Below are 20,430 nucleotides of genomic sequence, written 5' to 3' on the forward strand. Positions count from 1 at the left end.
AACTCTGTGCTCGTCACAGAGATCCAGCAGCGCGAGGCAGCTCCTCTCTGAACTCTGGGCTCAGGCCATCACACCACTGTCTCGCCGCCGTCCACCACCAGGATCTGGCCGGTCATGTAGGAGGAGCGGTCGGAAACGAGGAAGAGGATCGACTCGGCGATCTCCTCGACGCTGGCCCAGCGGCCGAGCGGCACCTTTTCGCGGATATAGGATTCGATTGCGCCGCGGCCGCCCATTTGCGCGATGAACGGCTCGTTGAAGGGGGTGTCGACCCAGCCGGGGCAGAGTGCGTTGACGCGAATGCCGTGGCGGGCGTAGTCGCCCGCCATCTGTTTGGTCATGGCGATGACGGCGTGTTTGGTGGTCGTGTAGGCGATCATCTCGCGGTCGTAGAGCACGCCCGAGGATGAGGAGGTGTTGAGGATGACGCCGCGGCCGGCGGCGCGCATCGACGGCATGACCAGCCGCGCTGCCATGAAATGGGCGCGGACATTGAGGTTCCAGGAGCGATCGAAGCCGGCGACCTCGACCTCTTCCAGGTCCCCCGCGACCTGGGCGCCGGCGTGGTTGTGCAGAATGTCGATGCGGCCGTGGCGATAGAGGATATCGGCGATGCCGTCAGAAAGGGCCGCGTCATCCGTCACGTCGATGGCGAGCGCCTCGGCGCTGCCGCCTTTGGCGGCGATTGCCTCGACGGCGGTTGCCGCGGCCGAAAGGCTGCGGTCGATGACGACGACATGGGCGCCTTCGCGCGCCATGATGGCCGCACCCGCCTGACCGATCCCGGAGCCCGCTCCGGTCACGATCGCGACCCGGTCTTTCAGGATCATGGTTTCACTCCCCGGATTTCGTTTTCTTTTCCCGCATCAGGATGCGGGCGGTCAGGATCAGAAGCAGCGAGGCGACGAGCACCAGCGTCGCGATCGCGTTGATCTCGGGCGTCACGCCGCGGCGGATCGAGGCGAAGACGTAGATCGGCAGCGTGGTCTTCGAGCCCGCGACGAAGAAGGCGATGATGAAATCGTCGAAGGAGAAGGTGAAGGCCAGAAGAAAGCCGGCAAGGATCGACGGCAGGATCTGCGGCAACACGATCAGCCGGAAGGTGGTGAGCGGTGTCGCGTAAAGGTCGCTCGATGCCTCGACGATATCGCGGCCGAGGCTGGCGATACGGGCCTTCACGATCATCGTCACCAGCGCCATCGAGAACAGGCCGTGCGCGGCGATGATAGAGCCGTAGCCAAGGCCGAGCTGCGGCGGCTGGTCGCCGGGCCAGATCGTTGCCAGCGCCGGGTTGACGAAGGAGAAGACGGCAACGAGGGCGACCAGCGTGGCGATGCCGATGACCACACCGGGCACGACGATTGCGGCTGCAAACAGCGCATCGAAGATCGCCCGGTTGCGCGGCGCCATCCGCTCCATCCCGAGGGCTGCCATGGTGCCGAAGATTGCGGCGAGCGTGGCGCTGGTAAAGGCGATCAGCAGGCTGTTCTGCAGCGCCGAAACCAGGAAGGTATTTCCAAGCGCCTTGCCGTACCAGGCGGTCGAAAACCCGGTGAACTCGCTCGCATTGCGCCCGGCATTGAAGGAGAACAGGACGACGAGCGCGATCGGGGCGTAGAGGAAGAGGTAGACGGAGGAGATGAAAGCGCGCATCAGACGAGATCCACCTGTCTTGTGCCGGCGACGCGGAAGGCAATGCGCATTGCCACCATCAGGATCACGACGACGACGGCAACCAGCGTGACGGCGATCGCGGAGCCGAACGGCCAGTTTCGCGATTGAAGGAAGAGATCGACTAGCGCATTGCCGATGAAGAACACTTTGCCGCCGCCAAGCAGCTGCGGGATCAGATATTCGCCGAGCAGCAGGATCGTCACCAGCGCGACTCCGGTCATGACACCGGGCAAGGAGAGCGGCAGGGTGACGCCGAAGAAGGTCGACACCGGCCTCCCGCCGAGGTCGGCGGAGGCTTCGAGCAGGCGGCGATCGAGTTTTTCGAGGCTCACGTAAATGGGCATGATCATCAGCGGCAGGTAGCCGTAGACGATGCCGAGAAGCACGGCGCCCGGCGTGTTCAGCATCCTCACGTCCTCGATGCCGATCATCGAGAGCAGATTGGGGATCCCGCGCGAGCCAAGAATGTACATCCAGGCGTAGGTGCGCACGAGCAGGCTCGTCCAGAAGGGCACGACCACGAGCGACACGAGGATCAGCCGGTAGCGCGGGTTGGCCTTGACCGCCAGATAATAGGCGACCGGATAGGCGATCAGCAGGCAGGCGAGCGCGCCGACCGGCGCGAGGATCAGCGTGTTCCAGAAGGCGGCCGCCCGTGTCGGCAGGTTGGCGAATTGGGCAAAGGTGAAGGCTGCCTGATAGCCGCCTTCCGGTGCGCGTTCGCCGAAGGCGAAGACCAGCATGGCGATGAAGGGCAGCACGAGGAAGATCATCAGCCAGGCCGCGGCTGGCGCCACCAGCGCCGCCGTCACCAGGTTTCTCTTCGTGTTCGTTGCCGCGGTCATAAATTCTTCCGTTCGCGTTTCATCAGCACTTCGATGCGAGCGGGAGGGAAAGGCCCCTCATCCGCCTGCCGGCACCTTCTCCCCGCAGGTGGGGGAAGGGGATTTGTGGCACCCGCCCGGTCCCTTTCTTCCGGCAGAAGCAGGAGGGCAGGGAGCTTGCCGCTTGTTCCTTCTCCCCGCTTGCGGGGAGAAGGTGCCGGCAGGCGGATGAGGGGCAGTCACATGCCAGATCAAGCCGACTTGAAACGCGCCATCAGTTCGGCGCGGCCGGGGTCGGTGAGGGTCACGGCGGCGCCGAATTCGAGCGGCGTCAGCGCGGCCTCGTCCGGATAGACGATCTTGTTGGAGGTGACGTCGACCGGCAGCAGCTTCATGACGCGGCTGTCGGTGGTCGGTGCGCCGTTGGCGATGTGCTCCTTCATGGCGTTTTCCGGCGCCATCAGATAGTTGAGTAGCGCGTAGCCGGCGGCCTTGTTGGCGGCACTCTTCGGGATCGCGTAGAAGTCCGACCAGATCTCGCCGCCGTCCTTGCCGAGCGTGAACAGGATCTCCGGCATGTCGCGGTTGAGCTGGGCGCCGTCATTGGTCCAGCACATGGTCATCCAGGCATCGGTCGCGCGCATCGACGGCTGGTAGTCGCTGTTGATGGCGTAGAGGTGCGGCTTCACCTTGATCAGCAGTTCCTCGGCCTTGGCGAGTTCGTCCGGCTTGATCGAGTTGAAGGAATAGCCGAGCGACACCAGCGCGTTGCCGATGGTGGTGAGCTGGTAATCGTGCACCATGGCGCGGCCGTCGCCTTCGGTCATGGCGATCTCGAAGAATTCCTTCCAGCTCGTCACCGGCTTCTTGATCTTCGCCGAGTTGACCGCGATGCCGGTCGTGCCCCAGTTCTTCGGCACGGCATAGGTCTTGCCGTCGACGATGCCTTCGTTGGTAAAGCGCGCCGTCTCGGTCGACGCGTCATAGTTGGGAAGCTTGGAAAGATCGAGTTCGTCGATGAGGCCAAGCTTCACATAGGTCGAGATCGTGTAGTTGGTGGGAACGAAGAGGTCCCAGCCGGTGCCGCCGGCCTGGAGTTTCGCCAGCATCTCTTCGTTGGAGCCGAAGACGTTGACCTCGACGGCAACGCCGGTGGCCGCCTGGAAGGCTTCGAAGGTCGCCGGATCATGGTAGTTCGGCCAGGTGGCGATCGACATCTGTGTGCCGAGGTCGCCGGCAAAGGCGGTGGAATTGAAGAGGCCGGGCTGGCGCGCGAGCACGGCGGTCGCAAGACCGAGGCCGGTGACGCCGAGGAAGTGGCGGCGCGTGACCGAGCCGCGCTTCAGGCGCATCAGTTCGTCCGCGAGCTGGTCGGCGGTGATAGGGGCATTCTCTCTGTACCATTTGCTCATGACGCTGTTCCCTTTATCGTTTGACGTTCATGCGTAGGCGGCAGAACCGGCTTCGGAAGCCGGGTGATGTCAGGCTGGAAAGACGTGAAGCGCGTTCGGATCGAAGGCGAGGCCGACCTTTTCGCCGGGCTCGACCAGTTCGCTGTCGCCGAGCGTGCGGCGGTCGGCCGTCACGAGGAAGTCGCCGAGACCGTCGACCGCGACGGAATATTCGACCGCTGACCCCAGGAAGATCCGGTGGGTGACGGTGCCGGCCAGCGCCGCCGTGCTGACGGCACCGTTGCGCGTCAGGCGGATCGCCTCGGGCCGGAGTGCCACCATGGCCGCCCCCCGTGTGCCGTTGATCGCGGGGGCGGCAAAACGCGTGCCGTTGGCGAGCTCGATCGAGGCGTTGCCGTCGACGGTCGCCGAGATGCGATTGGTCTTGCCGACGAAATCGGCGACGAAGAGGCTTGCGGGCCTGTCGTAGATTTCCTGCGGCGGGCCGACCTGGACGATGCGACCGGCATTCATGACGCAGACGAAATCGCTCATCGACAGCGCTTCCTCCTGGTCGTGGGTGACGAGCACGAAGGTGATGCCGAGCTCGCGCTGCAGCGTCTGCAGCTCGATCTGCATGGCGGTGCGCAGCTTCTTGTCGAGGGCGGCGAGGGGCTCGTCGAGCAGCAGCACCTTCGGCTTGTTGACGATGGCGCGGGCGAGCGCCACGCGCTGCTGCTGGCCGCCGGACATTTCGTGGATGCGGCGCTTGCCGAAACCGCCGAGCCGTACCATCTCCAGCGCCTCCTGGGCGCGGCGAGAAATCTCGGCGCCGGCGATGCGCGGCCGCATCTGCTTCAGCCCGTAGGAGACGTTCTGCTCGACGTCGAGATGGGGGAACAGCGCATAGTGCTGGAACACCATGTTGACCGGGCGGCGATAGGCGGCAACGCCATTCATCGGCTCGCCGCTGATGAAGACCGTGCCTTCGCTCGGCTGCTCGAAGCCGCCGATCATGCGCAGACACGTGGTCTTGCCGCAACCCGATGGCCCGAGAAGCGCCATGAAGGCGCCGCGCGGCACCTGAAGATTGATGTCGGAAACGGCCGTCACGGCGCCATAACGTTTGGCGACCGTACGGAACTCGATGTCGTTCGTCGAAGCGGATGTCACGTCTGTTCCCTGCGGTTGTTATCGGATGTCGCCAGGATCTTGCATCCTGGTACTCCACCGTCATTGACACACAGCCTAGTCACCGCGTGCCCTGCCGGTATATACCCCGAGAGAGGTATTTCAACGCAGATTGCTCTGTGTGAGGAGTATACCCCAGAGCAGGAAACACCGGCCGGGAGGGCGGTTTGAGCGTCGATCTCGAAGGACTTTTTCAGGTCATGGTGCCGCTGGTGGCGGGTGCCGCGATGGACGACGATGCTGTCGGCTCCACCTATCGGCGGCTGATGTCGACGCTGATGACCTTCGACTACGTGGTTGTCTTTGCCTATCGCGGCAAGGAACGGCCGATCGACCTCTACAGCACCTTCAACGCCAAGGATCACGTGCTCTTCGTCAGCCTCTATCAGGCTGGACCGTACCTGCTTGACCCGTTCTACCACGCGGCGATCAAGAGTGAGCCCGGCGTCTGGCGGATGCGGGAGCTGGCGCCCGACCGGTTCTTCTCCTCGGAATATTATCGCACCTATTATGTGCAGACGGGGCTTGCCGAAGAGGTCGGCTTCTTCGTGCCGATCGACGAGCAGATCACCGTCGTGCTTTCGCTGATGCGGCGCGAGGCGACGGGGACTTTCAGCGCGACGGAGTTCGCGCTGTTGAAAAAGGTGGAGCCGCTGGTCTCCGGCCTGGTGCGCCATCACTGGGCCGATCTCGGCCGCCGGTTCGATGCGGCGCTGGCGAAAACCGGGCGCAGCAGGCGCAAGGCGACGCACCCGCCGGCCGACGGCGTCTGGCAGCATCTCAATCTGACGGACCGCGAAGCCTCGATCATCGAACTGGTGCTGCAGGGCCATTCGTCAGAATCGATCGGCCTCAGGCTCGGCATCTCCACCGGCACGGTGAAGGTTCATCGCCGCAACGTCTATCGCAAGCTCGGCATCTCATCGCAGACACAGCTTCTGTCGCTCTATCTGAGAAATCTCGGGCAATAATCCTGCGATCCTTGCACCGCTGATCGGCCGTTCGATCTTCCGCCTGCGTTGCCCTTTTTCCGCTTTTGACGAGCCTACGCCGTCTGGCGCTTGCCTGCGACCGCTGCCCCTGCGTGCAGCCGCCGCAACTGCTCAACCGTCTCTTCGCAAACGTGATCGCTCATTTGTCAAACGCTATTGACAAAAATTTCACGCCATGAAATTTCTTTCATTAACGGATAAAAATATCACGCGGTGCAAAAAATATCATGCAGCGCAACAAGAGCCGGGTGGAGACAATGACGATTGGCGGGACGGGCATTCGTGATGACGAAACCAGCATGGCGACACGGGCGGCGTGGCTGCACTATGCCGGCGGCCTGACCCAGGCGGAGGTCGCCAAGCGCCTGGGGCTCACCTCGCTCAAGGCCCACCGGCTGATCATGAAGGCCAACCAGGAAGGCCTGGTGAAGGTCTATATCGACGGCGAAGTCTCCGAATGCGTGGAGCTCGAACAGGCGCTTTCGGCGCGCTACGGCCTCGACTATTGCGAAGTGGTGCCGGACTTCGATTCCGATGACCTGCCGCTGAAGGCGCTTGGCATTTCCGGCGCACAGTTCCTGAAGCGTGAGATCGAGCGTGGCGAGACGGCGCTGGTCGGAGTCGGTCATGGCCGCACGCTTGCCGCTTGCGTCGAGTATCTGCCGCGGATCGCCAGCGGCAACACCCGCTTCGTGTCGCTGCTCGGCGGGCTTACCCGCAAGTTCTCCGCCAACCCGCATGACGTGATCCACCGGCTCGCCGAGCGCACGGGGGCAGAGGCCTATGTCATGCCAGTGCCGTTCTTTGCCAACACGGTCGAGGATCGCGACGTGCTCTTCAGCCAGCGCGGCGTGCGCGAAGTCTTCGATCTCGCCAAGACAGCCGATCTCCTGATGGTCGGCATTGGCACCGTCGAGCGCGAGGCGTCGCTGGTTTCGACCGGCATGATCGAGACCAGCGAGATCGAGGACATCCAGAAGGGCGGGGCGATGGGAGAGTTGCTCGGCCACTTCTTCGACCGCGACGGCAAGCCGGTCGAGACGACGCTTTCCGACCGCACGTTTACGCTCAGCCGCGAGGACCTGAAGAACCGCCGCACGGTCGCTGTTGCCGGCGGCAAAATCAAGGTTCCAGCCATCCGGGCGGTGCTCGCCAGCGGGCATTTGAGCGGTCTCATTACCGACGAGAGGACTGCGAGGGCGCTGGCCGCCGACGGCGCATGAGGCGCTGACACATTCGAGGCCATGCGGAGGGCGGGGAGGATCTGCCATCCGGGCCTTAACGGGAGGAATACCGGTGGGGTAGCCGGCAGTCGCAATCATACCCGCAACGGAGGAGAAGACGAATGTACGAGAAGGAGAAGGACCTCATCAGCGCATTCCTGCGTGGGGAGGTGGACCGCCGCGGCATGCTCAAGGGATTGGGGGCTGCAGGCCTGGCAGCCGGCACGGCCGGCACGTTGTTCAACATGATGTCGACGCAGGCGCTCGCCGCCGATTTCGACTGGAAGGCGCATTCGGGCAAGAAGCTGAAGCTGCTTTTGAACAAGCACCCTTACGCCGATGCGATGATTGCCAACCTGCAGGCCTTCAAGGACCTGACCGGCATCGACGTTACCTATGACGTGTTTCCGGAAGACGTCTATTTCGACAAGGTGACGGCGGCGTTGTCTTCGGGCTCGGCAGAATACGATGCCTTCATGACCGGCGCCTACATGACCTGGACCTATGGTCCGGCCGGCTGGATCGCCGACCTCAACGAATGGATCAAGGATCCGGCCAAGACCAACCCCAACTACAACTGGGACGATTTCCTCGCAGGCGTGAAGAATTCCTGCGCCTGGAACGGCCAGCCGGGCGGGGCGCTCGGCTCGGAAGACGCCAAGCAGTGGTGCATTCCGTGGGCGTTCGAGCAGAACAACATCACCTATAACCGCGAGATGTTCGACAAGGCCGGCGTCGAGCTGCCGAAGAACCTCGACGACATGATCACGGTGGCGGCCAAGCTGCAGAAGGACATCGGTGGCATCTACGGCATCGGCGTTCGCGGTTCGCGCTCCTGGGCGACGATCCATCCGGGCTTCCTGTCGGGTTATGCCAACTTCAACCAGAAGGACCTGAACGTCTCGGCCGACGGCAAGCTGTCAGCGGCGATGGGCACGGCAGAATCCAAGGCCTACCACGCCAAGTTCGTGCAGATGATCCAGGAAAGTGGTCCGAAGGACTGGTCGACCTACACCTGGTATCAGGTCGGCACCGACCTTGGCGCCGGCGCTTCGGCGATGATCTTTGACGCCGATTGCCTCGGCTACTTCATGAACGGTGGCGACAACAAGATGGCCGGCAAGCTCGGCTATGCCGCCTTTGCCGCCAACCCCGAAGCGACCGCCTCGACGCCGAACATCTGGATCTGGTCGCTCGCCATGTCCAACTTCTCCAAGGACAAGGACGCCACCTGGTACTTCCTGCAATGGGCTTCCGGTCCGGAGCATGCGCTGTTCGGCGCCACCAAGATGGACTTCGTCGATCCGGTTCGCCAGTCGATCTGGAAGGACGAGATCTTCCGCGAGAAGCTCAACGGCAAGTATCCGGGTTACGTCGAAATGTTCGACGCCTCGGCCGCCGGCGCCTCCATCAAGTTCACGCCGCAGCCGCTGTTCTTCGACGTGACCACCGAATGGGCGTCGACGCTGCAGAAGATGGTCGCCAAGCAGGTGCCGGTCGATGAAGGTCTCGACCAGCTCGTGGAAAGCATCAACCGCCAGCTCCAAGAGGCGGGTCTCGGCTGATAGGCCTCCCAAGCGATCCCCGGCGCCAGCACGCGCCGGGGATCCCGAGATGCCGGCTCGACCGGCCTGTTGCGACCGGTTTGAGGTCGCGCCGAAATCAACCTGAGATGCCGAGGAACTGGCGCGGCGCCTGAAGGCTGCCGCGTGCCGCGTGCTCTTTAAAGACGTCAGGAACGGAGCTCGACATGGCTTCAACAGAAACCCTCAAGAGACCAGCCTCCGGTTTCAGGATCAGCAGGAAGATGCTTCCCTATGTGCTGAGCCTGCCGGCGCTGCTCGTCTGCATCGGCATCCTCATCCCGTTCTTCACGGCGGTCATCTACTCCTTCCAGCGCTACCGGCTGAGCCAGCCCTGGGCGCGCCAGTTCAACTGGGGCGAAAACTACCTCAACTTCTTCACCGACCCGGCCTTCTGGAACACGCTGAAAGTGTCGCTGCTCTATGCCGGCCTCACCGTGACGCTGGAACTGCTGCTCGGTCTCGGCATCGCGCTGCTGCTGCAGCGGCGCTCCGCGGTCAACAACTTCATCTCGATCATGCTGCTTTTGCCGCTGATGATTGCGCCGGCGCTGGCCGCCTTGATGTGGAAGCTGATGACCAATCCGAGCTTCGGTATCCTCAGCTATCTCGCAAGCCTGATCGGACTGCATGATTTCCGCTGGGCGTCCTCGCCGGACACAGCGCTGCTCACCGTCGTGCTCGTCGACATCTGGGTCTATACGCCCTTCATCATGATCCTGCTGCTTGCGGGCCTGCGCTCGCTGCCGACGCAGCCCTTCGAGGCGGCGGCACTCGATGGCGTGCCGCGCAGCTTCGTCTTCTTCCGCATCACGCTTCCGATGCTCACACCTTACATCCTGACGGCAACGCTGTTCCGGTTGCTCGACAGTATCCAGCAGTTCGACATCATCTACGCGATGACCCAGGGCGGGCCTGGCAACACGCTCACCGTCTTCCAGGTCGAGGCCTATCTCAACTTCTTCCAGTCGACCAATGTCGGCCGGTCGGCGGCACTGCTGATCATCCTGTGGGCGATCACCTACACGCTGTCCAACGTCTTCATCAAAAACTGGCTGCGGCTGCGCGAACGCGCACGCGGCGAAGCGTAAAGGAGGGACCAATGGAAACCATGTCTCCGCTCGAACGGACCTTGCGCGGTCTCGCCCTCACGCTCGTCGTCGTCTTCTTCATGTTCCCGATCTTCTGGATCTTCCTGATGTCGTTCCAGACGAACGAGACGATTCTCGCGATCCCGCCATCGGTCGTGTTTTCGCCGACGCTTTCCAACTATGCGGCGCTGATCACCGGCAAGCTGCAGACGGCGGCCGGAACGCTCGACATCGCCTTCATGCGCAATCTCGGCAACTCGATCTTCCTGTCGGTCGCCTCCGTCGCCGTGGCGCTGGTGCTCGGCGTGCCAGCGGCCTATGCGTTTGCCCGCCACAAGTTCAAAGGATCGGAAGACATCGCGTTCACGCTGCTGTCCTTCCGCTTCGCGCCGCCGCTGCTGGTGCTCCTGCCGCTGACGCAGTACTTCCAGTGGCTCGGGCTCTCCAACACTTACTTCGGCCTGATCTGGGTCTACCAGCTGATCTGCCTGCCGTTGATTCTCTGGATCGTGCGCGGCTACTTCGAGGACATTTCGGCCGACGTCGAATATGCCTATCGCATCGCCGGGCACTCCTGGTTTGCGACGTTCCGCAAGATTGCGCTGCCGCTTGCCGGACCGGGCATTGCCGCTGCCGGCCTGCTCGCCTTCATCTTCGCCTGGAACAACTTCGTCTTCGCGCTGGTGCTGGCATCTGCCGACAAGCAGCCGGTGACGGTCGGCGCGCTTGCCTTCGTCACCTCCTCGGGCATCCAATACGGACAGATCGCCGCGGCCATCGTGCTTTCGGTGACGCCGACGCTCGCACTTGCACTCTACGCCCAGCGCTACCTCGTCGAAGGCCTGTCGCTCGGCGCGGTGAAAGGGTAACTCATGACCACGCTGCAACTGAAGAATATCGTCAAGCGCTACAAGAGCCAGACGGTTCTCGACGATCTTACGCTTGACGTCGCCGACGGTGAACGGCTGGTGCTCTTCGGCCCCTCCGGCGCCGGCAAGACCGTGCTGCTCCGGCTGGTTGCCGGCGTTATCGAGCCGGACGAGGGCAGGGTGCTGATCGGCGGCGAGGACATGACCGATGTCGATGCCGAACATCGCGGCGTCGGCATGGCCTTCCAGAACTTCGCGCTCTTCCCGCACATGAGTGCATTCGACAACATTGCAAGCCCGCTGACGGCGACGCGATCGTCGAAGGAGAAAATAGCGGCAGGCGTGCAGAAGGTCGCCAAGCTCTTAAAGATCGACCATGTGCTGACGCATCACCCGAAGGCACTGTCGAACGGTCAGAAGCAGCGCACGGCACTTGCCCGTGCGCTTGTCGGCTCGCCGCCGCTGCTTCTCCTCGATGATCCCTTGCGCAACGTCGACGCGAAGCTCCGCTTCGAGATGCGGCTGGAACTGCCGCGACTGCTCGCAGCGCAAGGCGCCACCGTCGTCTACGTCACCCAGGACTACAAGGAGGCGATGGCGCTCGGCGACCGGATCGCGGTCATGGCCTCAGGCCGCATCCGCCAGATCGGCACGCCGCAAGAGATCTACAACGCGCCCGCCGACATCGAGATCGCACGGCTCTTCGGCGATCCGACGATCAACCTGCTGGATGTCACGCCGCAGCGCAGCGGCGGAGACGTCTTCGTCGAGCTCTCGAATGTCCGGGTGCGGCTCGGCGACTATGGCGCCGATGTCGTCGGCAGTCCGTGCGTTATCGGGCTCAGGCCGGAGGCGATCAGTTTCGTCGATGCGGCAGCACCTGGCGCCATTCCTGTGACGGTCGAGGCGGAAACGCCGCTCAACGAAAAGACCGTGACGCTGGCGCTGACGGCACGCGGCCGCGAAATCCTGGTGTCGCGTCCGGCCGGCACGCCTGGTCCGACCGCCGGACCTGCCCATATTGCCGTCAATGGCGCGCAGGCCTTTCTCTTCGACAAGACGAGCGGCGCTCTTTTGCCGCGCGCCGACCTTGCAGCCAAGCGCAATGGAGAAGCGGCATGACCGACACCGCTCTTTTGATCAAGGACGTCGACAAGTTCTACGGCCCCGTCGACTTCGGCGTGCATGCCGTGAAGAAGCTGAACATGGATGTGCGAAAGGGCGAGATCATCGCTTTGCTCGGCTCCTCCGGATGCGGCAAGACTTCGACCTTGCGCATGATCGCCGGCTTCGAGGCGGTCTCGCGCGGAACGATCTCGCTTGCAGGCAAAGAGGTCCAGACGCTGCCGCCGGTGCGCCGCAACGTCGCCATGGCATTCGAGGGCTATTCACTCTATCCGCCGCTGACGGTGCGCGAGAACATCGCCTTTGCGCTGAAGGCCTCGAAGCTCTCGCAGGGCGTCGTCGACGAGAAGGTGGCCAGTATCGCCAAACTGCTCGAAATCGAGGACATTCTCGGGCGCTATCCGAGCTCGATCTCCGGCGGCCAGCAGCAGCGCGCCTCGCTCGGGCGGGCGCTGATCCGCGACGCCAACCTGCACCTGCTCGACGAGCCGATGGGACAGCTCGAGCCGCAGCTTCGGGCGCTGCTTCGCGGCCGCATCAAGCACTTCATCAAGGAGCGCGGGCTGACCGCGATCCTCGTGACCCACGACCAGACCGAAGCGAACGCGCTTGCCGACCGCATCGCGGTCATGGAGGGCGGCGTGCTGCAACAGTTCGATACGCCGCAGAAGATCAAGGAGCGGCCGGCCAATCTGTTCACCGGCACCTTCGTCGGCGAGCCGCCGATGAACGTCTTTGAGGCCAGCGTCACCGGCTCGGAAAGCAAGATGGCCTTTGGGCTCAAGGACGGCGTGCGGCTCGAATATGCGGCGTCGGATTTCTCGCATGCGGTGCGCGACGAACTCATCAAGCGGCAGAAGGTGGTGCTCGGAATCAGGCCCTATTCGGTGCGCCGCAGCGCTGATGGTGTGACGGGCCGCGTCGCCGTCAACCAGTGGCTCGGCGACCAGACCCATATCGCCGCGGACTTTGCCGGCGGCACCATGGTGCTGGTCGAGCACGATCGCACGGAGCTCGATGTCGGCCAGCCGATCGGCATTCATCTCGATCCGTCGAGCCTGCATGTGTTCGATGGCGAGAGCGGACGGGCGATCAGTCACGGACAGGAGCTCGCCTGATGCGGGACATCCTCATCGGCATCGATGCGGGGACGTCGGTCATCAAGTCGGTGGCCTTCGATCTCACCGGCCGGCAGATCGCCACGGCGGCACTACCGAACGCCTATGAGGCCGTAGGCCGCGCCGGCAGCGTGCAGGATCTCGACCGCACCTGGGCCGACGCGGCAACGACGCTGAAGCAGCTCTCCGACAAGATCGAGAACCTCGCCGGCCGTGTCGCCGCGATCGCCGTGACCGGTCAGGGCGACGGCACATGGATGATCGACAAGGCCGGCGTGCCGGTCGGCAAGGGCTGGCTGTGGCTCGACGCGCGCGCCGGCGAGACCGTCGAGCGGCTGCGCGCCGACAGCGGCGATATCGCCCGCTTCGAAAGCACCGGCTCTGGCCTCGCCGCCTGCCAGCAGGGGCCGCAGCTGCGCTGGATGCGCGACCATGCGCCCGAGATGCTCTCAGGCGTCGCCACCACCTTCCACTGCAAGGACTGGCTCTATTTCAAGCTGACCGGCAAGCGGGTGACCGATCCGTCCGAGGCCAATTTCAGCTTCGGCAATTTTCGCATCCGCAGCTACAGCGACGACGTCATCGCCTTCCTCGGCCTTGAAAAGCTGAAGCACGTGCTTCCCGAGATCGTCGACGGCGCCACCACCCATCACAAGCTCTCGGGCGAGGCCGCGAAGGCCACGGGCCTCACCGAAGGCACGCCCATCGTGCTCGGCTACGTCGATGTCGTCTGCACCGCGCTTGGCGCCGGGCTCTACGATCCGGGCACCGATACCGGCTGCTCGATCATCGGCTCGACCGGCATGCACATGCGGCTCGCCAATGGCGCCGACGATGTGCGGCTGAACCGGGACTTGACCGGCTACACCATGTGCATGCCGATCCCCGGCGCCTATGCGCAGATGCAGTCGAACATGGCCGCGACGCTCAATATCGACTGGATCCTCTCGCTGGCCTCAGGCCTCTTGAAGGGCATGGGGGTCGAGAAATCCAAGAGCGAGTTGCTCGCTTTTGTCGACGGCTGGCTAGCCGATGCCAAGGACACGCCATTGATCTTCCAGCCCTATATCTCGGAAGCCGGCGAGCGTGGCCCCTTCGTCGACGCGACGGCGCGGGCGTCCTTCGTCGGGCTGTCGATCACCCACGGCTTTCCCGATATGGTAAAGGCGGTGTTCGACGGGCTCGCCATGGCGGCGCGCGATTGCTACGCCGAGATGGGGCCGCTTCCAGGCCGCATCCGGCTGACGGGCGGCGCTGCCCGCAGCGCCTCGCTCCGCCGCATCCTCGGTGCGGCCCTCGGCGCCAGCGTCCAGACGAGCGAGCGGGAGGAGGCCGGTGCTGCCGGTGCCGCGATGATCGCCGCCGTCTCGCTCGGCATCTATCCCTCGATGGCCGATTGCCTCGGCGATTGGGTGACGCCCTATCAGCGCCCCGCGGAGGCCGCCGATCCGGCGCTTGCCTGCCGCTACAACGAACTCTTTCCCACCTACCAGCAGTCACGCACAGCGCTCAGGCCCGTCTGGCACGCACTCTCCCAAGGTGCGACCGCGGGAAATCAACAGGAAACATCGAAATGAAGAAGATAGCCATTATCGGCGACCGGTTCATGCTGCCGGACGTGTTTCGCGACAAGATCGTCGAGGCGACCGGCAACGGCCATGACATCCGCACGCTCGAACTGCCCTGGCCGGATGTGCCGATGGAGCACGGCTATGCCGTCGAGGGCATGGACGGGCTCAAGGAATATCTCGGCAAGCCGGAGGACATTATCGACTTCATCGGTGACGCCGAGATCCTGGTGACGCAACTGGCGCCTCTGTCGCGCGGAATGCTTCAGGCACTGCCCGGCTTGAGGCTCGTCGCCGTCTCGCGCGGCGGTCCTGTCAACATCGACATGGGGGCCGCACGCGATGCCGGCGTTCGCGTCGTCAACACGCCCGGCCGCAACGCCAACGCCGTTGCCGAGTTCACGCTTGGTGCCATTCTCGCCGAAACGCGGCTGATCCGCACCGGCCACGAAGCCTTGCGCAAGGGCGAGTGGCGGGGCGATCTCTACCGCGCCGATCGCACCGGTCGCGAGCTCTGCGAAATGACCGTCGGCGTCATCGGCTACGGCAATATCGGGACCAAGGTGGTGCGCCTTTTGCGCGCCTTCGGCACCAAGGTGCTGGTGCACGATCCCTATGTGCAGCTCTCGGCCGATGATCTGAACGCCGGCGTCGAGCAGGTGTCGCTCGACACGCTTCTCTCCCGTTCCGATGTCGTGACCCTGCATCCGCGCGTCACGGAGGAGACGCGCAACATGATGAATGCAGAGACCTTCGCCAGGATGAAGCCGGGCGCGATCTTCGTGAACACGGCGCGCGGTCCGCTCTGCGACTACGACGCCCTTTATGAGAACCTGGTGAGCGGCCATCTGTCGGCGGCGATGCTCGAAACCTTCGCGATCGAGCCGGTGCCGAAAGACTGGCCGCTGCTGCAACTGGCGAATGTGACGCTGACGCCGCATATTGCCGGTGCCTCGGTACGCACCGTCACCTTCGCCGCCGAAATGGCGGCCGAGGAAGTCCGCCGCTACATCGCCGGTCTGCCGCCGGTCAATCCGTGCTGATGACAGGAGCAACGATGGTGAGTTCCGAGACCGGAATATACGATCTGTTCGTCGTCGGCGGCGGCGTCAATGGTGCGGGCATCGCGCGCGATGCGGCCGGGCGCGGGCTCTCGGTGCTGTTGTGCGAAAAGGACGACCTGGCGCAGGGCACCAGCTCGCGCTCCGGCAAGCTGGTGCATGGCGGCCTGCGTTATCTCGAATATTACGAGTTCCGGCTGGTGCGCGAGGCGCTGATCGAGCGCGAGGTGCTTTTGGAGTCTGCGCCGCACATCATCTGGCCGATGCGCTTCGTGCTGCCGCATAACCCTCAGGACCGCCCGGCCTGGCTCGTCCGGCTCGGGCTGTTCCTCTACGACCATCTCGGCGGGCGCAAACGCCTGCCGGGCACCCGCAGCCTCAACCTTGCGACGGCGCCCGAGGGCGCGCCGATCAAGCGCGATTATCGCAAAGCGTTCGAATATTCCGACTGTTGGGTCGATGACGCGCGCCTCGTGGTGCTCAACGCGCTCGATGCCACCGCTCGTGGCGCCCGGGTGTTGACCCGGACCGCCTGCAGCGCGATCCGAAGGCGGGACGGGCTCTGGTTTATCGAGATGACCGACACGCGCACTGGCGCCAAGACCGAGGCGAGGGCGCGCTGTGTCGTCAACACCGCCGGTCCGTGGGTCAACGACGTCATCGGCCGGATCGGGGGCCTGAACTCCACCCGCAGCGTGCGCCTCGTCAAGGGCAGCCACATCGTCGTGCCGAAATTCTGGGAGGGGCGGCAGGCCTATCTGGTGCAGAACCCGGACAAGCGGGTCATCTTCATCAATCCCTACCAGAACGACCTGGCGCTGATCGGCACGACGGATATCCCCTACGAAGGCCGTCCGGAGGACGTGACCGCCGACGGCAACGAGATCGCCTATCTCTTGAAATCGGTGAACCGCTACTTCAAGCAGCAGCTGACGTCGGACGATATCGTCTACAGCTTCTCCGGCGTACGACCGCTCTATGACGACAATGCCGAAAACCCCTCGGCCGTCACCCGTGACTATATTTTCGAGGTCGATGCGACTGACAACCAGGCGCCATTGCTCTCGGTCTTCGGTGGCAAGATCACCACTTTCCGCAAGCTTTCCGAACATGCGCTGGAGCGGCTGAAGCCGTTTTTCCCCAAGATGGGGCCGGCCTGGACGGCGAAGGCGCATCTGCCGGGCGGCGACATGGCGGCGGCCGATTTTGATCTGTTCCTGGGTGAGTTGAAGGCGCGCTATCGCTGGTTGCCATCGGATCTCGCCAAACACTATGCGCGGCTCTATGGCACCCGCACGCATGCGCTGCTTGCCGGCGCTACATCGCTTGATGATCTCGGCCCGGCTTTCGGTTCGCTCTTTCGCGAGCGCGAGGCGCGTTTCCTCATCGAAAACGAATGGGCGCTGACGGCGGACGACATTCTCGACCGGCGCACCAAGCATGGCCTGCACATGACGCCGGCCGAGCGGCAGGCCTTTACTCATTGGCTGGACCGCCAGCAGGCCGCGGCCTGAAGGAGAACGGATGCGAAGTCTGGAATTCGAAGCGCTTCTCGATCTTTCGGCCCGCGTCGGGGCGGATCCGCTGCTGGTGCAGGGGGCGGGCGGCAATACCTCGATCAAGGAGGGCGGTACGCTCTGGATCAAGGCCTCGGGCCTGTGGCTGGCGCATGCGCGCCAGCGCGACGTCATGGTGCCGGTGGCGCTCGAGCCCTTGCTCAATGCGCTGGAAGCGAACGACCCGGCAACCGAGAAGGCGCAGGATTTCGTGATAACCGAGCGCAACCCTTCGGGCCTGCGCCCCTCGATCGAAACCACCGTGCATGCGCTGATGCCGCAGAAGGTGGTGGTGCATGTGCACTGCGTCGAGACGATCGCGACGGCGGTGCAGACCAACGGTGCGGCGATCACTGCTGAGCGGCTTGCCGGCTACCCCCATGTTTTCGTGCCCTATGCCCGCCCGGGCCTGCCGCTTGCAAGAGCGATCGCTGAGCGGATGCAGGACAACACGTCGGTTCTGATCCTCGGCAATCACGGCCTGGTCGTCGCCGCTGAAACCGTGGTCGACGCGGCGATCCTGCTCACCGACATTACCCGCCGCCTGACCGGCACGCGTCGGCAGGCGCTGGCCGCCGATCTCGCGTCGCTCGGTCGGCTTGCGGTCGACAGCGATTACCGGCTGCCGGAGGACATTGCCCTGCATTCGGTCGCCGCCGATCTCGACAGTTGCCGGCTTGCTGCCGGCGGCAGTCTCTATCCCGATCATGTCATCTTCCTCGGCAAGGGGGTGGCGGTGGCCGCGCCCGGCGAGACCGCGCTTTCGATCGAGACGAAGCGGCGTGCGACCGGCGACAGCCTGCCGCCCTTGCTGCTCTTCCCGGGCAAGGGCGTGCTCGTGCAGAAGGAGATTTCTGCCGGTGCCTTCGCCATGGCGCGGTGCCTTGCCGACGTGACAGCACGCATTCCGGCGGACGCACGGCTTCGCTACCTGACGGAGGCAGAGAATGCCGAGCTTCTCGGCTGGGACGCCGAGAAATACCGCCAGCAGCTCAACCGCGCCGGACAGGTGCTGCAATGAGCGGCGACAATCGCAAGCTGGTCGTCGGCATCGACCTTGGCACCTCTGGCGCCCGTGCGGTCGCGATGGTGGCGGACGGCACGGTCGTTGCATCGGGTGCAGCGAAGCTCTCGGTTTTTTCTGCGGATCACCGCGATCCAATCGGCTGGTGGAAGGCCGTGCAGGCGGCGCTCGAAGAAGCGCTTGGGGGTACCGACAGGCAGAAGGTCGTTGCACTTTCGATCGACGGTACATCGGGCACGATGCTGCCGGTCGATCATGCGGGCGCGCCGTTGGCAACGCCTATGATGTACAACGACCCGGTTGCCGACCGCGCACCGCTCGATGCGGTCTCTGCCCATGCGCCGCGCGAAAGTGCGGCCCATGGCGCCACATCCGGCCTTGCCAAGCTTCTCGCTTTCCAGACTGTGCCGGGCGTGTTCCGGGTGATCCATCAGGCCGATTGGCTGGCCGGGCATTTCACCGGGCTCTACGATGTCTCCGACGAGAACAATGCGCTGAAAACCGGCTACGATCCCGTGTCGCGGTCCTGGCCCGATTGGATGGAAAAGACCGGCGCCCGCGTCGAACTGCTGCCGGATGTGCTGCCGGCCGGTGCGCCGGTCGCGACGATCTCGCCGGAAGCGGCCGAAGCCTTCGGGCTTTCAAGCGAGGTGGTGGTCGTTGCCGGCACCACGGACGGATGCGCCTCGTTTCTCGCCACTGGCGCCGATCGACCGGGCGACGGCGTCAGCGCGCTCGGCACGACGCTGACGGTGAAGATGCTGTCCGAGCGTCCGCTGTTTGCGCCGGAATACGGGCTCTACAGTCACCGCATCGGCGAGATGTGGCTCGCCGGCGGGGCGTCCAATACGGGCGGGGTGGTGCTGGCCGAGCATTTCTCGCCGGAGCGGATCGCTGCACTTTCGGCCGGGATCGATCCGGCCGTCGACACCGGGCTCGATTATTATCCGCTGGTGAAGCCCGGCGAGCGCTTCCCAATCGCCGATCCGGATTTCGCCCCGCGCATGAGCCCGCGGCCGGCCGATGACGCGACCTTCCTCAAGGCAATCTTCGAGGGCATCGCCGGCGTCGAGAGCCTCGCCTATCAGCGGCTGGCGTCGCTTGGCGGACCGGGGCTCCGATCGCTTCGCAGTGTCGGCGGCGGCGCCAAGAACGCGGTCTGGAGCGCGATCCGGGCGCGCAAGCTCGGCGTGCCGTTCCTGCCCGTCCTGTCCGAGGAGGCGGCGGCCGGCACGGCACGGCTGGCGCTGGCCGGTGCCAGAAAGGCTGGTGTGCTGTGACGTTTGCTCAAACGACTGCGATCGCGAGACTTGGCGAGATTGCCGATCGCTACGACGCCTTCCTGATCGATCAGTTCGGCGTGCTGCGCGATGGCCGCGGGCCCTATCCGGGTGCGGCCGAAACGCTGGTCAAGCTGAAGGATGCGGGAAAGCGCATCATCATCCTCTCGAATTCCGGCAAGCGCTCGGCGGAAAACGACCGTCGCCTCGTCGATCTCGGTTTCGTCGCGGGGAGCTGGGATTGGTTCCTGACCTCGGGCGAGGTCGCCTGGCAGATTCTCAGGCGGGAAGGCGAGGGTGCCGCCGGTAGGCGGCGCAAGTGCCTGCTGATCAGTCGCGACGGTGACCTCTCGCCGCTGACGGGGTTAGACCTCGAACGCACGACCAGTGGTGCCGATGCCGATTTCGTGCTGCTCGCCGCGAGCGAGGGCGATGTCCATCCGCTTTCCCACTACGAGGCGCTTTTGGCGCCGGCCGCCAGACGCGGCGTGCCCTGCCTCTGCACCAATCCGGACAAGGTGATGCTGACCAAGGAAGGTACCGCCTTCGGCGCCGGGCGTATCGCCGAGCTCTACGAAGAGCTTGGCGGCAGTGTGCGCTGGATCGGCAAGCCCTTTGCCGACATCTATGCAGCCGCGCTGGAATTCCTCGGCCATCCGAATCCGACGCGTGTCTGCGCGATCGGCGACAGCATCGAGCATGACATTGCCGGTGCCGCGAGCGCGGGACTTCACTCGATACTGGTGACGACGGGGATCCTGGAGCGCGCCTCGGACGCGGAGCGCCGCAAGCTCTTTGCCGAACACGGCGCCAACCTCGATTTCATCCTTCCGAAATTTCTCTGGTAGCCGGGAGTAAGG

At 64.3% G+C, this 20,430-nt stretch carries 18 protein-coding genes; 13 read left to right on the forward strand and 5 right to left on the reverse strand.

What is annotated here, in order from left to right:
* Positions 1 to 68: 68 nt before the first annotated feature.
* The 5 genes from IB262_RS00490 to IB262_RS00510 all read right to left on the reverse strand — a co-directional run bounded on the left by IB262_RS00490 (position 69) and on the right by IB262_RS00510 (position 5,062).
* On the reverse strand, positions 69 to 830 hold the full coding sequence (locus tag IB262_RS00490) for an SDR family oxidoreductase (RefSeq protein ID WP_029742633.1): 762 nt from the start codon (positions 828 to 830) through the stop codon (positions 69 to 71).
* A gap of 4 nt (positions 831 to 834) precedes the next feature.
* Positions 835 to 1,653, reverse strand: coding sequence for an ABC transporter permease (locus IB262_RS00495; protein ID WP_029742634.1), 819 nt, complete (start codon positions 1,651 to 1,653; stop codon positions 835 to 837).
* Positions 1,653 to 2,519 carry an ABC transporter permease gene (locus tag IB262_RS00500; RefSeq protein ID WP_029742635.1) on the reverse strand — a complete coding sequence of 289 codons (867 nt, stop codon included), beginning with the start codon at positions 2,517 to 2,519 and terminating at the stop codon, positions 1,653 to 1,655. The genes IB262_RS00495 and IB262_RS00500 overlap by 1 nt, the downstream gene beginning before the upstream one ends.
* Before the next feature lie 230 nt (positions 2,520 to 2,749).
* On the reverse strand, positions 2,750 to 3,910 hold the full coding sequence (locus IB262_RS00505) for a spermidine/putrescine ABC transporter substrate-binding protein (protein ID WP_060582636.1): 1,161 nt from the start codon (positions 3,908 to 3,910) through the stop codon (positions 2,750 to 2,752).
* Positions 3,911 to 3,979: 69 nt separating this feature from the next.
* Positions 3,980 to 5,062, reverse strand: coding sequence for an ABC transporter ATP-binding protein (locus IB262_RS00510; RefSeq protein WP_112974951.1), 1,083 nt, complete (start codon positions 5,060 to 5,062; stop codon positions 3,980 to 3,982).
* Between the two features lie 185 nt (positions 5,063 to 5,247).
* Between IB262_RS00510 and IB262_RS00515 the strand changes: the two genes are divergently transcribed.
* The 13 genes from IB262_RS00515 to IB262_RS00575 all read left to right on the forward strand — a co-directional run bounded on the left by IB262_RS00515 (position 5,248) and on the right by IB262_RS00575 (position 20,418).
* Positions 5,248 to 6,051, forward strand: a complete 804-nt coding sequence (locus IB262_RS00515; RefSeq protein ID WP_060515890.1) for a LuxR C-terminal-related transcriptional regulator — start codon at positions 5,248 to 5,250, stop codon at positions 6,049 to 6,051.
* Between the two features lie 278 nt (positions 6,052 to 6,329).
* The gene (locus IB262_RS00520) at positions 6,330 to 7,295 is read left to right on the forward strand and encodes a sugar-binding transcriptional regulator (protein ID WP_162728681.1); all 966 of its coding nucleotides are present in this window, start codon (positions 6,330 to 6,332) and stop codon (positions 7,293 to 7,295) included.
* A 122-nt stretch (positions 7,296 to 7,417) separates the two neighbouring features.
* The gene (locus IB262_RS00525; protein ID WP_034792193.1) at positions 7,418 to 8,860 is read left to right on the forward strand and encodes an extracellular solute-binding protein; all 1,443 of its coding nucleotides are present in this window, start codon (positions 7,418 to 7,420) and stop codon (positions 8,858 to 8,860) included.
* Positions 8,861 to 9,045: 185 nt separating this feature from the next.
* The gene (locus IB262_RS00530; RefSeq protein ID WP_034792195.1) at positions 9,046 to 9,969 is read left to right on the forward strand and encodes a sugar ABC transporter permease; all 924 of its coding nucleotides are present in this window, start codon (positions 9,046 to 9,048) and stop codon (positions 9,967 to 9,969) included.
* Positions 9,970 to 9,980: 11 nt separating this feature from the next.
* Positions 9,981 to 10,838, forward strand: a complete 858-nt coding sequence (locus tag IB262_RS00535; RefSeq protein ID WP_034792198.1) for a carbohydrate ABC transporter permease — start codon at positions 9,981 to 9,983, stop codon at positions 10,836 to 10,838.
* Positions 10,839 to 10,841: 3 nt separating this feature from the next.
* Positions 10,842 to 11,960: an ABC transporter ATP-binding protein gene (locus tag IB262_RS00540; RefSeq protein WP_060582638.1), complete on the forward strand. Its 1,119-nt coding sequence runs from the start codon at positions 10,842 to 10,844 to the stop codon at positions 11,958 to 11,960.
* Entirely contained in the window at positions 11,957 to 13,081 is a 1,125-nt protein-coding gene (locus IB262_RS00545) for an ABC transporter ATP-binding protein (protein ID WP_060582640.1), read from the forward strand. Before IB262_RS00540 ends, IB262_RS00545 begins: the two co-directional genes overlap by 4 nt.
* The gene (locus IB262_RS00550) at positions 13,081 to 14,658 is read left to right on the forward strand and encodes an FGGY-family carbohydrate kinase (RefSeq protein WP_112974950.1); all 1,578 of its coding nucleotides are present in this window, start codon (positions 13,081 to 13,083) and stop codon (positions 14,656 to 14,658) included. Before IB262_RS00545 ends, IB262_RS00550 begins: the two co-directional genes overlap by 1 nt.
* Positions 14,655 to 15,692 (forward strand): 2-hydroxyacid dehydrogenase, encoded by a 1,038-nt coding sequence (locus IB262_RS00555; protein ID WP_060582644.1) that lies wholly within the window; start codon positions 14,655 to 14,657, stop codon positions 15,690 to 15,692. The genes IB262_RS00550 and IB262_RS00555 overlap by 4 nt, the downstream gene beginning before the upstream one ends.
* A 14-nt stretch (positions 15,693 to 15,706) precedes the next feature.
* Positions 15,707 to 17,224 carry a glycerol-3-phosphate dehydrogenase gene (locus IB262_RS00560; protein ID WP_112974992.1) on the forward strand — a complete coding sequence of 506 codons (1,518 nt, stop codon included), beginning with the start codon at positions 15,707 to 15,709 and terminating at the stop codon, positions 17,222 to 17,224.
* 10 nt (positions 17,225 to 17,234) lie between these two features.
* Positions 17,235 to 18,287 (forward strand): class II aldolase/adducin family protein, encoded by a 1,053-nt coding sequence (locus IB262_RS00565; protein ID WP_112771131.1) that lies wholly within the window; start codon positions 17,235 to 17,237, stop codon positions 18,285 to 18,287.
* Complete coding sequence (locus IB262_RS00570; RefSeq protein WP_060515896.1) at positions 18,284 to 19,570, forward strand: FGGY-family carbohydrate kinase; 1,287 nt, start codon at positions 18,284 to 18,286, stop codon at positions 19,568 to 19,570. The genes IB262_RS00565 and IB262_RS00570 overlap by 4 nt, the downstream gene beginning before the upstream one ends.
* A complete protein-coding gene (locus IB262_RS00575; protein ID WP_210333207.1) occupies positions 19,567 to 20,418 on the forward strand; it encodes a TIGR01459 family HAD-type hydrolase in 852 nt (283 codons plus the stop codon). The genes IB262_RS00570 and IB262_RS00575 overlap by 4 nt, the downstream gene beginning before the upstream one ends.
* Positions 20,419 to 20,430 lie beyond the last annotated feature (12 nt).

The sequence above is a fragment of the Ensifer sp. ENS02 genome (genome assembly GCF_014851885.1).
GTDB lineage: Bacteria > Pseudomonadota > Alphaproteobacteria > Rhizobiales > Rhizobiaceae > Ensifer > Ensifer adhaerens.